The 12,961-nt window shown below is 70.2% G+C and carries 11 protein-coding genes; 8 read left to right on the forward strand and 3 right to left on the reverse strand.

Annotated features, from left to right (window positions below; genetic code table 11):
• Positions 1–3 precede the first annotated feature (3 nt).
• From ACP93_RS06455 to ACP93_RS06490, 8 genes are all read left to right on the forward strand, one after another.
• Positions 4–1,137: a glycosyltransferase family 4 protein gene (locus tag ACP93_RS06455; protein WP_048489936.1), complete on the forward strand. Its 1,134-nt coding sequence runs from the start codon at positions 4–6 to the stop codon at positions 1,135–1,137.
• Complete coding sequence (locus ACP93_RS06460) at positions 1,134–2,183, forward strand: GDP-mannose--glycolipid 4-beta-D-mannosyltransferase (RefSeq protein ID WP_048489937.1); 1,050 nt, start codon at positions 1,134–1,136, stop codon at positions 2,181–2,183. Before ACP93_RS06455 ends, ACP93_RS06460 begins: the two co-directional genes overlap by 4 nt.
• Positions 2,180–3,682: a lipopolysaccharide biosynthesis protein gene (locus ACP93_RS06465; protein ID WP_048489938.1), complete on the forward strand. Its 1,503-nt coding sequence runs from the start codon at positions 2,180–2,182 to the stop codon at positions 3,680–3,682. The genes ACP93_RS06460 and ACP93_RS06465 overlap by 4 nt, the downstream gene beginning before the upstream one ends.
• A gap of 52 nt (positions 3,683–3,734) precedes the next feature.
• A complete protein-coding gene (locus ACP93_RS06470) occupies positions 3,735–4,922 on the forward strand; it encodes a GumK N-terminal domain-containing glycosyltransferase (RefSeq protein ID WP_048489939.1) in 1,188 nt (395 codons plus the stop codon).
• 51 nt (positions 4,923–4,973) lie between these two features.
• Positions 4,974–5,765: a polysaccharide pyruvyl transferase family protein gene (locus ACP93_RS06475; RefSeq protein WP_017910240.1), complete on the forward strand. Its 792-nt coding sequence runs from the start codon at positions 4,974–4,976 to the stop codon at positions 5,763–5,765.
• Complete coding sequence (locus ACP93_RS06480) at positions 5,752–6,543, forward strand: WecB/TagA/CpsF family glycosyltransferase (RefSeq protein ID WP_048489940.1); 792 nt, start codon at positions 5,752–5,754, stop codon at positions 6,541–6,543. The genes ACP93_RS06475 and ACP93_RS06480 overlap by 14 nt, the downstream gene beginning before the upstream one ends.
• Positions 6,544–6,617: 74 nt before the next feature.
• Positions 6,618–7,088 (forward strand): cupin domain-containing protein, encoded by a 471-nt coding sequence (locus tag ACP93_RS06485; protein WP_048489941.1) that lies wholly within the window; start codon positions 6,618–6,620, stop codon positions 7,086–7,088.
• Positions 7,088–8,155 (forward strand): TraB/GumN family protein, encoded by a 1,068-nt coding sequence (locus ACP93_RS06490; protein WP_082143385.1) that lies wholly within the window; start codon positions 7,088–7,090, stop codon positions 8,153–8,155. Before ACP93_RS06485 ends, ACP93_RS06490 begins: the two co-directional genes overlap by 1 nt.
• A gap of 123 nt (positions 8,156–8,278) precedes the next feature.
• Here ACP93_RS06490 and dxs read toward each other — a convergent pair whose 3' ends face one another.
• From dxs to ACP93_RS06505, 3 genes are all read right to left on the reverse strand, one after another.
• The gene (dxs, locus tag ACP93_RS06495) at positions 8,279–10,192 is read right to left on the reverse strand and encodes a 1-deoxy-D-xylulose-5-phosphate synthase (RefSeq protein ID WP_048489942.1); all 1,914 of its coding nucleotides are present in this window, start codon (positions 10,190–10,192) and stop codon (positions 8,279–8,281) included.
• 150 nt (positions 10,193–10,342) lie between these two features.
• Complete coding sequence (locus tag ACP93_RS06500; RefSeq protein WP_026143548.1) at positions 10,343–11,002, reverse strand: HNH endonuclease; 660 nt, start codon at positions 11,000–11,002, stop codon at positions 10,343–10,345.
• 112 nt (positions 11,003–11,114) lie between these two features.
• On the reverse strand, positions 11,115–12,899 hold the full coding sequence (locus ACP93_RS06505; protein WP_048489943.1) for an acyl-CoA dehydrogenase C-terminal domain-containing protein: 1,785 nt from the start codon (positions 12,897–12,899) through the stop codon (positions 11,115–11,117).
• Between the last annotated feature and the right edge of the window lie 62 nt (positions 12,900–12,961).

The raw sequence follows: 12,961 nt of genomic DNA on the forward strand, positions 1-12,961 counted from the left end.
GGCATGAAGGTGGTGCATGTGGTGCGCCAGTTCCATCCGTCGGTGGGCGGCATGGAGGAGGTGGTGCTGAACATCGCGCGCCGCCATCTGCAGCAGGGCCGCGACCAGGTCGAGGTGGTGAGCCTGGACCGGGTGTTCACCGATCCGCAGCAGCGCCTGGCACCGCGCGACAGCCACCAGGGCGTGCCGATCGTGCGCTTGCCGTACCGCGGCTCCTCGCGCTATCCGCTGGCGCCGTCGGTGCTGGCGGCGGTGCGCGGCGCCGATCTGCTGCACGTGCACGGCATCGACTTCTTCTACGACTTCCTGGCCCTGACCCGGCCGCTGCACCGTGTGCCGATGATCGTGTCCACCCATGGCGGTTTCTTCCATACCACCTATGCCTCGCGCCTGAAGATGCTCTGGTTCAAGACCCTCACCCGCGCCTCGGCACTCGCCTACGCGCGGGTGGTGGCGACCAGCGAGAACGACGGCCAACTGTTCTCGCAGGTGGTCGCGCCGCAGCGGCTGCGGGTGATCGAGAACGGTGTGGACGTGGACAAGTTCGCCGGGCAGGGCAGTGCTGCGCCGGGGCGCACGCTGATCTACTTCGGGCGCTGGTCGGTCAACAAGGGCCTGCTGGAGACGTTGGACCTTTTGCGCGCGCTGACCGCGCAGGATCCGGCCTGGCAGCTGATCGTGGCCGGGCGCGAATACGACTTCAGCGTGGCCGACCTGCAGCAGGCGATCGCCGAGCGCGGCCTGCAGCAGCGGGTGCGCCTGCAGGTGGCGCCGACCCAGGCGCAACTGGCGCAGCTGCTCGGCAGCGCGCAGTACTTCGTGTGCCTGTCGCGGCACGAGGGCTTCGGTCTGGCCGCGGTGGAAGCGATGAGCGCGGGGCTGCTGCCGATCCTCAGCGACATCCCGCCGTTCGCGCGCCTGCACCGCGAGTCGGGGCAGGGCGTGCTGGTCGACCCGGCCGATGCGCAGGCGGCCGCGGCCACGGTGCGTGCCTTCGCCGCCGGCACCGATGCGGACTTTGCCGCGCAGCGCGCAGCGGCGATGGCCTACGCGCATCGCTACGACTGGGACCGCGTGGTCGGCGCCTACCTGGACGAATACCGCCTGGCGCTGGGCGGCGCGGAGGGCGGCCGATGAGCGGCGAACGCCAGCGCCACGGCACGTCGCAGCAGGCCGCGCCGGCAGTCACCGTGCTGCTGTCCACCGAGCGCCCGACCGCGACCACCAATCCCTATCTGACCCAGCTCTACGCGGCGCTGCCGCCGCAGGTGCAGCTGCGCTTCTTCTCCATGCGCGCGGCACTGCTGTCGCGCTACGACGTGCTGCACCTGCACTGGCCGGAGTACCTGCTGCGGCATCGCACGGCGCTCGGCACCCTCGCCAAGCAGCTCTGTGTCGCCGTGCTGCTGCTGCGCCTGCGCCTGGCCGGCGTGCCGCTGGTGCGCACCCTGCACAACGTGGCGCCGCACGAGGACAAGGGCTGGCGCGAACGCCTGTTGCTGCGCTGGATCGACCGCCAGACCGCGCGCTGGATCCGCATCAACGCGACCACGCCCGCACGCGCGCCGGCCACCGACACCATCCTGCACGGCCATTACCGCGACTGGTACGCGCCGCTGCCGCAACCGCCGCGCGTCCCCGGGCGCCTGCTGCATTTCGGGCTGCTGCGCCCGTACAAGGGCGTGGAGACGCTGATCGCGACGTTCGGCGCGCTGCCCGATCCGCAACTCAGCCTGCGCATCGCCGGCAATCCGATCGATGCGCAGATCCGCGGCGTGGTTGAGCGCGCCTGCGCCGAGGATCCGCGGATCAGCGCGCGCCTGCAGTACGTGGAGGACGCGGTGCTGGCGCAGGAGATCGGCGAGGCCGAACTGGTGGTGCTGCCGTACCGGCAGATGCACAACTCCGGCACCCTGCTGCTGGCGCTGTCGCTGGCGCGCCCGGTTCTGGCGCCGTGGAGCGAGGCCAATGCGGCCATCGCCGACGAGGTCGGTGCGCAGTGGGTGCAGCTGTACTGGGGCGAGCTGGATGCGGCGCAACTGGCGCAGGCCCTGGCGCAGGCGCAGCAGTTGCCGGCCGACGCCGTGCCGGACCTGTCGCGGCGCGACTGGAACGGCATCGGCCTGCAGCACTACCGCAGCTACCTGCAGGCGCTGACCGCGCGCCGCGGGGAGGGCGCATGAGCAGCGCCGAGACTCCGCGGCCGGCGGCGCCGCAACCCGGGCTGGGCGCGCGCGCGGCCGGCGGTGCGGCGGTGACTATGGCCGGGCAACTGGCCAAGATGGTGGTGCAGTTCGGCGGCATCATTCTGCTGGCGCGGCTGCTGACGCCCTACGACTACGGCCTGATGGCGATGGTGACGGCGATCGTCGGCATGGCCGAGATCCTGCGCGACTTCGGCCTGTCCTCCGCCGCGATCCAGGCCAAGCACGTCAGCCGCGAACAGCGCGACAACCTGTTCTGGATCAACAGCGGCATCGGCCTGGCGTTGGCGATCGTGGTGTTCCTGTCCTCGTCGTGGATCGCGCACTTCTACCGCGAGCCGGCCTTGCTCGGCATTTCGAAGGCGCTGGCGGTGACCTTCCTGTTCAACGGCATGACCACGCAATACCGCGCGCACCTGAGCCGCGCGCTGCGCTTCGGTCAGGTCTCGCTGAGCGATGTCGGCGCGCAGGTGCTGGGCCTGCTGGCCGGTGTCGGCGTGGCCCTGGCCGGCTACGGCTACTGGGCGCTGGTCTGGCAGCAGGTGGTGCAGGCGCTGGTCAATTTGCTGATCGCCGGCGCCTGCGCGCGCTGGCTGCCACGCGGCTATCGGCGCGACGCACCGATGCGCACCTTCCTGAGCTTCGGCTGGAACCTGATGGCGGCGCAGTTGCTCGGCTATGCCAGCCGCAACGTCGGCCAGGTGATCATCGGCCACCGCATCGGCGCCGAGGCGCTGGGCCTGTACAACCGCGCGTTCCAGCTGCTGATGATGCCGCTGAACCAGATCAACGCACCGGCCACCTCGGTGGCGCTGCCGGTGCTGTCGCAGCTGCAGGACGATCCGCCGCGCTTCGGCAACTTCCTGCTGCGCGGGCAGACGGTGATGGTGCACCTGATCGTCGCGCTGTTCTCCTTCGCCTGCGCGCTGGCGATGCCGTTGATCGTGCTGGTGCTCGGCGAACAGTGGCGGCCGGCGGTGCCGCTGTTCCAGGTACTGACGCTCGGCGGCATCTTCCAGACCGCCTCCTACGCCACGTACTGGGTGTTCCTGGCGCTGGGCCTGATGCGCCAGCAGCTGGTGTACTCGGTGGTGGGGCGGGTGATGCTGATCGCCTGCATCTTCGCCGGCTCGCTGTGGGGCGTGATGGGCGTGACCGTGGGCTACACGCTGGGCTTGCTGGTGATGTGGCCGCTGTCGGTGATCTGGATCGCGCGCATCGCGCCGCAGATCCCGGCCTGGGAGTTGTTCAACAACGCCCTGCGCGCGGTGCTCGGCTACGGCGTCTGCGGCGTTGCCGCGTACTTTGCCGCACAGCAGTGGGGCGGCGCGTCGTTGTGGCTGCAACTGATCGTCGGCGCGGTGGCGATGGCGCTGCGCTGCCTGCTCGTGTTCGCGCTGTGGCCGGCGTTCCGCCGCGACGTGCTGGCGATCCTGCAGATGCGCACGCTGCTGCGCCAGGCGCGGGGACCGCGATGAACGCCGGACTGCCGCGTCTTTCTTTCCCTTCCATCCGCCTAGGAGCGAGCGCATGAGCGATTCTTCCGCAGCGGCGCTGCCCACGTCAGCGCCGAGCGCAGCGGTCACCGGCCGGCCGCCGTGCTACCTGGTGCTGTCGGCGCACGACTACCGCACGCCGCGCCGCGCCAACATCCACTTCATTGCCGACGAGCTGGCCAAGCGCGGCCCCACGCGCTTCTTCTCGCTGCGCTACAGCCTGCTGTCGCGGCTCAAGGGCGACCTGCGCCTGCCGCTGGACGCCACCGCCAACCAGGTGGTTCGCCACAACGGCGTGGACTGCTATCTGTGGCGCGCGCTGCTGCATCCGTTCAACACCCGGCGGCGCTGGCTGCGGCCGCTGGAAGACCTGATGTTCAAGCTGTACGCGGCGCGCGCGCCGGCCACGCTGATCCGCTGGATGCGCGAGGCCGACGTGATCGTGTTCGAGAGCGGCATCGCGGTGGCCTTCATCGCGCTGGCGGCGCGGATCAACCCGACCGCACGCAAGGTGTACCGGGCCTCCGACGGCTTGAGCACGATCAACGTCGCCGACTACATCGAGCGCGAGTTCGACCGCGTGGCGCCGAGCCTGGACGTGATCGCGCTGGTGTCGCCGGCGATGGCCGAGGAGGTCGCCAGCCGTCACAACGTGTACCACGTCGGCCACGGCGTGGACCACGACCTGCACACGTTGGGCGACCCGTCGCCGTACGGCGAGGGCATCCACGCGGTGGCGGTAGGGTCGATGCTGTTCGATCCTGCGTTCTTCGTCGCTGCCAGCCGCGCCTTCCCGCAGGTCACCTTCCACGTGATCGGCTCGGGCATGGGGCGTGCGCCGGGCTATGGCGACAACGTGGTGGTGTACGGCGAGATGAAGCACGCCGAGACCATCCGCTACATCAAGCACGCCCGCTTCGGCATCGCCCCGTACGCGTCCGAGCAGGTGCCGGCGTATCTGGCCGACAGTTCGATGAAGCTGCTGCAGTACGACTTCTTCGGCCTGCCGGCCGTCTGCCCCAATGCCGTGGTCGGCCGCTATCCGTCGCGCTTCGGTTACACGCCCGGCGACGAGGCGTCGATCGTCACGGCGATCGGGCAGGCGCTGCAGGCGCCGCACGTGCGCCATCGGCAGTGCCTGAGCTGGTCCGACACCACCGACCGGGTGCTGGACCCGGCCGCCTACCCGGAGACCCGTCTGTTCGCCGACGGCGTGGCCTGAGTCCACGCCCCGGCTTGTCCGCCGTACACCCCGCGCAACCAAGGAGGACCGATGTCCGCATTGCAAAAATGGATCGATTACGAAGAGCGCCGGGCGCTGTTCTGGTGGAAGCCGAAGAACGGCGAGATCAACGTCGGCGATCACCTGTCCAAGATCATCGTCTCCAACGTGCTCGGCCAGCGCGACCGCACCTTGCTGGACAAGCGCGACAAGCGCACGCGGCTGATCGCGATCGGGTCGGTGCTGCATTTCGCCCGCGATGGCGACACCGTGTGGGGCAGCGGCGTCAACGGCAAGATTCCCGCCGACCGCCATACCTTCCGCCAGCTCGACGTGCGTGCGGTGCGCGGCCCCAAGACCCGCGCGTTCCTGCGCGAGCGCGGCCTGCAGGTGCCGGAGGTCTACGGTGACCCGGGTCTGCTGATGCCGTTGTTCTTCCCGCGCGAGGCGCTGTTGGCGCCATCGGCGCGGCAGCCGTTCCTGGTGGTGCCGCACTTCAACGAACCGTTGGACAAGTATGCGCAGTACAAGGACCACCTGGTGCTGCCGAACCGCCAGCCGGCCGCCTTCGTGCGGCAATTGCTCGGCGCCGACCTGGTCGTGTCCAGTTCCCTGCACGGACTGATCCTGGCCGAGGCCTACGGCGTGCCGTCGGTGTACCTGGACTGGGGCAACGGCGAGGACCGCTTCAAGTACGACGACTACTACGCCGGCACCGGCCGCGGCCGCTGGCATGCCGGGCACACGGTGGAGGAATGCGTGGCGCTGGGCGGCAACACCGTGTTCGACCTGGCCGCGGTGCAACGCGGCCTGCTGGAGAGCTTTCCGCATGACCTCTGGTGAGCGCGCGACCGGCGAGGTGCTGGCGCTGGGCGGTTATCCGATCCTGCGCAGCACCGAGACCGAGTTCGTTGCCGCGTTGTTGCAGGCGTTGGCGCGCGGCGAGCGCCGCCAGGTGTTCTTCGCCAACACCAATTTCGTGGTGCAGTGCCAGGCCTTGCGCGAACGCCTGGCCGCGGCGGACGTGTGCATCGTCAACGACGGCATCGGCATGGACCTGGGCGCGCTGCTGGTGCACGGCCGCCGCTTCGCCGGCAACCTCAACGGCACCGATCTGATTCCGGCGCTGTGCCGGCAGAGTCCGCGTCCGCTGCGCTTCTTCCTGCTCGGCGGCCGGCCCGGCGTAGCCGACGCCGCGGCGCAGACCTTGCGGCAGTCGCTGGGGCAGCAGGTGGTCGGTATCTGCGACGGCTATGCCGAGTTTGCCGCGGCCGGCGACGGGCTGGCCGCGCGCATCAACGCCAGTGGCGCCGACGTGCTCCTGGTGGCGTTCGGCAATCCGCTGCAGGAGCGCTGGCTGCTGCAGCAGGCGGGGCAACTGCAGGTGCCGCTGGCGTTCGGTGTGGGCGCGCTGCTGGACTTCCTGTCCGGCACCGCGCGGCGTGCCCCTGCCTGGGTGCGCCGGCTGCGCCTGGAATGGATCTACCGCCTGCTGCGCGAGCCGCGGCGCCTGCTCAAGCGGTACAGCTGGGATTTGCTGGTGTTCTTCGCGCTGTGCCTGCGGCATGGCAGGCGGCTGGGCGCCACGCCGCCTGCACGGGACTCGCTGCGCCCCTCGTGACGTCGAGCGGCCGCCGCCGCGGAAATGGCGCGGCCTGACATCCGCATGGCCACGCGCCGGATTAGACTGGACGCATGTCCAGCGCCGCCGCTTTCCGAATCGCCGCCTTGGTGCGCGACCTGTCGCTGCTGCCGCACCCGGAAGGCGGGCGCTACGCGCGCGTGCATACCTCGGCCTTGACCGTGCAGCACGAGCAGACGCTGCGCCCGGCCTGTACCGCCATCCGCTTCCTGCTGGCGCAGGGCGAAGTCAGCAATTGGCACCGCATCGATGCCGACGAGACCTGGCAATGGGAAGAGGGCGGGGCACTGGAACTGCTGGGCTTCGATCCGCAGCATGGCCTGCAGCGCTACCGCCTGGATGCCAGCGAGCGCGGTGGCATGCCGTCGGTAGTGATCGCGGCCGGCACCTGGCAGGCTGCGCGTCCGCTGGCCGACTACTGCCTGGTGCGCTGCGTGGTGGCGCCGGGGTTCCTGTGGGAGCGCTTCGAACTGCTGGCGGACACCGATCCGCTGGCCACGCACCTGCCGAAGCTGGCGGACTGATGCCGGGTTGGCGCGGGGTGCGCGCGGCGACCGCGCCGGGGACCGTGGCGCGCAGGCTCGGCTCGGCGTTGTGCCTGGCGGCGGCGTTGCTGGCGGCGGGCGTGCCCGCCGTGCAGGCGCAGACCGCGATGCCGGCCGCACCAGCTCATCCGCCGGTGGTCGACCTGGAGGCGGTGCTGGTGAGCGGGCGCCAGCCCGGCCCGGGGCTGTGGCAGGTCCGCCGCGGCGATCACGTGCTGTGGATCCTCGGCACGGTGTCGCCGCTGCCCAAGCGCATGCAGTGGGAGTCGGGCGAAGTGGAGCGGGTGATCGCCCAATCGCAACAGGTGATCGCGGCGCCGACCCTCACCCTGGATTCGGGCCTGGGCATGTTCCGCAGCCTGATGCTGCTGCCGTCCTTGCTCAAGGCGCGGCGCAATCCCGACGACCGCACCCTGCAGCAGGTGCTGCCGCCGGAGCTGTATGCGCGTTGGCTGCCGCTGAAGGCGCGCTACCTGGGCCGCGACGGCAGCGTGGAACGCTGGCGGCCGGTGTTCGCGGCGCAGGAGCTGTACGAAGCGGCGATGCGCACCTCCGGCCTGAGCCTGGGCAGCGTCGTGCAGCCGGTGATCGAGCGTGCCGCCAAGCGCGCCAAGGTGCCGATCGTGCCGGTGGTGGTGGAGGTCAAGGTGCCCGATGCCAAGCGCGCGCTGCAGGAGTTCCGGGCGACCTCGCTCAACGACAGCGCCTGTTTCGCGCGCACCCTGCAGGTCATCGATCGCGACCTGGAGACGATGCGCCAGCGCGCCAATGCCTGGTCCGAAGGCGATCTGGACACGCTGGCCAGGCTGCCCGCCAACGATCAGTACCGGGTCTGCCTGGACGCGGTCGGCGAAGCGGCGATCGCGCGCAAGCTGGGCCTGGGCGATGTACGCCAGCGCGCGCAGGCGGCCTGGTTGCAGGCGGCCGAGCGGGCGCTGGCGCAAAACCGTTCCAGTTTCGCGGCGTTGCCGATGCAGACCCTGCAGGAGCCGGGCGGGCCGCTGGATCGGCTACGCGCCAGCGGCGCCGAGGTGATCGCGCCTTAGGTCACGCGCTGGAGACGCCCGGGCAATCAGAAGCGGCATGAGGCACATCAAGCATCGTGCGCAATGCCGCAAGCAGGCACGGCATGCGCCAACCGCCGTGCCGTTACCCGCAATCGCGGCGGGTCAGCCCGCCGCGGTACGCGGTGCGCTGGTGCTGGTGTCCAGTTGCGGCCAGCGCTTCAGCACCGCGGCGCGGATGCCGGCGGCGTCGATGCCGGCTTCGGCCAGCAGTTGCTCGCGGCTGGCGTGGTGCTGGAACGCATCGGGCAGGCCCAGGTGCAGCACCGGGCGCAGCACGCCTTCGGCGTTGAGCAACTCGGCCACGCCGGAACCGGCGCCACCAGCCACCACGTTGTCCTCGATGGTCACGAAGCCTTCGTGGCTCTGCGCAAGCTCCAGCAGCAGGGCGCGGTCCAGCGGCTTGACGAAGCGCATGTTGACCACGCTCAGGCCCAGCTCGCGGCCGACCTGTTCGGCCGCCGCCAGGGTCGCGCCGAACGCCAGCAGCGCCACCGTGTGGCCCTGCGCGCGCACTTGCGCCTTGCCGATCGGCAGGGGTTCCAGCGTGGTCCCGGGGGCGACCCCGGGGCCGGTGCCGCGCGGGTAGCGCACCGCGGCCGGGCCGGCATGGCGCAGGCCGGTGCTGAGCAGTTGCCGGCACTCGGCTTCGTCGGCCGGCGCCATCACCACCAAGTGCGGCACGCAGCGCAGGAAACTCAGGTCCAGGTTGCCGGCATGGGTGGCGCCATCCGGGCCGACCACACCGCCGCGGTCGATCGCGAACAGCACGTCGAGCTGCTGCACCGCCACGTCGTGCACCAACTGGTCGTAGCCGCGCTGCAGGAAGGTGGAATAGATCGCCACCACGGGCTTGGCGCCGTGCACGGCCATGCCCGCGGCCAGGGTCACCGCGTGCTGCTCGGCGATGGCCACGTCGAAGTAGCGCTGCGGGTATTCCTTGCTGAAGCGCACCAGGCCCGAGCCCTCGCGCATCGCCGGGGTGATCGCCAGCAGCGCCGGCTCGGCCGCGGCCATGTCGCAGATCCAGTCGCCGAACACGTCGGTGTAGGTCGGCGCCTTGGCGCCCGGCTTGGCCACCAGGCCCTTGCTCGGGTCGAACGGGCCCACGGCGTGGTAGCCGATCTGGTCGCCCTCGGCCAGTTCGTAGCCCTTGCCCTTGGTGGTGATGACGTGCAGCAGCTGCGGACCCTTCAGGGTCTTGAGCGTCTTCAGCGCGCCGAGCAGCGCCGGCAGGTCGTGGCCGTCGATCGGGCCGGTGTAGTGGAAGCCCATTTCCTCGAACAGCGTGGACGGCACGAACATGCCCTTCCAGTGCTCTTCCCAGCGCCGCACGAAGCGCGCGGTGGGGTTGCTCTTCTTGTCGCCGAGGATCTTCTTGCCGCCTTCGCGGATGGCGTTGAGGGTCTTGCTGCCGCTCATCCGCCCCAGCATCTTGGTGACCCCGCCGACCGCCTCGGAGATCGACATGCGGTTGTCGTTGAGGATCACCAGCAGGTTCGGTTCCGGGTCCATGCCGCCGGCGTGGTTCAGCGCCTCGTAGGCCATGCCGGCGGTCATCGCGCCGTCGCCGATCACCGCCACCACCTTGCGCTCGTCGCCCATGCGCTGCAGCGCCACCGCCATGCCCAGCGCGGCCGAGATCGAGGTGGAGGAATGGCCGACGCCGAAGGTGTCGTACTCGCTTTCTTCGCGCTTGGGGAACGGCGCCACGCCGTCGGCCTGCTTGACCGTGTGGATGCGGTCGCGGCGCCCGGTGAGGATCTTGTGCGGGTAGGTCTGGTGGCCGACGTCCCACACCAACTGATCGACCGGCGTGTCGTAGAGGTAGTGCAGGGCGACGGTGAGTTCGATCACGCCCAGCCCGGCGCCGAAATGGCCACCGCTCTTGCCGACGCACTCGATCAGAAAGGCGCGCAGTTCCTCAGCGATGGCCGGCAGCTCCGATTCATCGAAGCGACGCAGTTCTTCGGGGACCTGGATGCGCGAGAGGCGCGGATAGCGGGTGGGGTCGATCATCGGAATGGAGGTTCAGCGGACCTGTCATTTTCCTCTCCATTCCGGGCACGCGCAATCAACCCGTTCATCCGCGGGCGCGTGGATGGCCGGTTTCGGCCGGGGTGCGGCAATCCGTCGCAGCGGGCGTGAGGGCGGCGTGAGGCCGCGCGGCTACAACGAGAGCTTGGAGCGCTTCGGCAACTGCGCCTTCAGGAACGACATCTGGTCGGCCAGGATGTTGCGGTTGGACAGGATCAGGTGCTCGATCCAGCTCGGCCGGTACGGCACCGCCAGCAGCGGCATCGACGCCTGCTGCGGGGTGCGGTTGCCCTTGCGCGAATTGCAGTGGAAGCAGGCGGTGACCACGTTCTCCCAGATGTCGCGGCCGCCCTTGGACACCGGCAGCACATGGTCGCGGGTCAGTTGCGGGCGGCTGAACTGCTGGCCGCAGTACAGGCACAGCTGCGCGTCGCGGGCGAACAGCGCGGTGTTGGTCAGGGTCGGGGTGGGGTCGAGCGCACGCGCATGCGCGTGGCCGCGCGCGGCGATGATCGGATGCAGCTCCAGCACGCTGCGCTCGCCGCTGGCGCGGCAGATGCCGCCGTGGATGTGCAGGCACGGCTCGCCCAGGGTCCAGGCCACCGCGCCGCGTGCGTACAGGCAGGCGGCGTCCTGCCAGTTGATCCAGTCCAGTACGCGGCCATGCGCGTCCAGCGACAGCAGCCGGACCGAAGGCAGGTGGGAAGGGGACGCCGCAGGCGACGGGACCGCGGCCGAGGCGCCGCAGGCCCCGGTATCGATCAGACCAAGCGTTGTTGTGTCTGTCTCCATCGGGAAGACAGCTTATACCCGATTGGTGACGGTTTGTGTATCGGCCGCGGCGGGCCGTGCAACCCCGGCACGGCGTCCATGCCGGGGCTGCGTCCGGACCTGGATGTGCGACTCAGAACTGCGCGTCGGCCAGCGTCATCAGCGGTGCGGCGCCGCTGTCGATGGCCGCGGCGTGGGTCAGCGTGCGCGGCAGCAGGCGGGCGTAGTAGAAGCGCGCGGTCTCGCGCTTGGACTGCTTGAACGCCTCGCCATGCGCCGAGGCCTCGGCCGCGGCGACGCTGCGCGCCCACCAGTAGGCAAGCACCACGTAGCCGGAATAGAACACGTAGTCGTAGCTGGCCGCGCCCAGTTCCTCGGGATTGCCGGCGGCGCGCTGCAGGATGCGCTTGGTCAGCGCCGCCCACTCGGCGGCCTTCTCGCGCAGCGGCGCGACGAATTCGGCCACCGCCGGGTTGTCGGCGTGCTCGGCCAGGAAGGCCTCGATCTGCGCCAGGAACAGCTTCAGCCCCGCGCCCTGGCTGGACGCGGTCTTGCGACCGATCAGGTCCAGCGCCTGGATGCCGGTGGTGCCTTCGTACAGGGTGGTGATGCGCGCGTCGCGCGCCAGTTGCTCCATGCCGTGTTCGTGGATGTAGCCGTGGCCGCCGAAGCACTGCAGCGCGTGATAGGTGTTCTCCACCGCCCACTCGGTCTGGCAGGCCTTGGAGATCGGGGTGAGGAAGCTGACCAGCACGTCGGCCTGCTCGCGCTCGGCCGGGTCCTGCGCGCTGTGCGCGATGTCGATCAGGGTGGCGGCATGCAGCGCCAGCAGGCGGCTGCCTTCGGTCAGCGCCTTCACCGTCAGCAGCATGCGGCGCACGTCCGGGTGCACCAGGATCGGGTCGGCCGGCTTCTCCGGCAGCTTGGCGCCGCTCAGCGAACGTGACTGCAGGCGCTCGCGGGCGTAATGCAGCGCGTTCTGGTAGGCGCGTTCGGACAGGCCGATGCCCTGCAGGCCGACGCCCAGGCGCGCGGTGTTCATCATGGTGAACATGGCCTGCAGGCCCTTGTGCGGTTGCCCGACCAGGTAGCCCTCGGCGCCGTCGAAGTTCATCACGCAGGTGGCCGAGCCGTGGATGCCCATCTTGTGCTCTAGCGAGCCGCAGCGCAGCGCGTTGCGCTCGCCGACGCTGCCGTCGCGGGCGACCTTGAACTTCGGCACCACCAGCAGCGAGATACCCTTGGCGCCGGCCGGCGCGTCCGGCAGCCGCGCCAGCACCAGGTGCACGATGTTGTCGGTGAAGTCGTGCTCGCCGGCGGTGATGAAGATCTTGGTGCCGCTGACCGACCAACTGCCGTCGGCGTTGGGCTCGGCGCGGGTCTTGAGCAGGCCCAGGTCGGTGCCGCAGTGCGGCTCGGTCAGGCACATGGTGCCGGTCCAGCGGCCATTCACCAGCGGCTTCAGGAACACCTCCTGCTGCCAGGCCTCGCCGTGCTGCTTGAGCGCCTCGACCGCGCCGTGCGACAGCAGCGGGAAGTTGCCCCAGGCCAGGTTGGCGGCGTTGACCATTTCGTTGAGCGGCACGCCGAGGGTGTGCGGCAGGCCCTGGCCGCCGAACTCGGCGGCGGCGGTCAGCCCGGTCCAGCCGCCCTCGGCGAACTGCCGATAGGCCTCGCGGAAGCCGGGCGCGGTGGTCACCGCGCCGGTGGCCTTGTCCAGGGTGCAGCCGTGCTCGTCGCCGACCCGGTTCAGCGGCGCCAGCACGGTGCCGGTGAAGCGCGCCGCTTCCTCCAGCACCGCGTCGATCAGTTCGGCATTGGCGTCGGCATGGCCGAGGCGGGCGAACAAGGCCTCCACCTGCAGCACGTCGTGCAGCGCGAAGCGGAGATCGGTCAACGGGGCTTGATAGGTGCTCATGCGATCGCTCGTGACGAGGGCCGCGGTGCGGCCGAGGCGCCCAGGATACTATGGCGTATGGA

Origin of the sequence: Xanthomonas sp. NCPPB 1128 (assembly GCF_001043115.1) — a bacterium.
Classification (GTDB): Bacteria; Pseudomonadota; Gammaproteobacteria; order Xanthomonadales; family Xanthomonadaceae; genus Xanthomonas_A.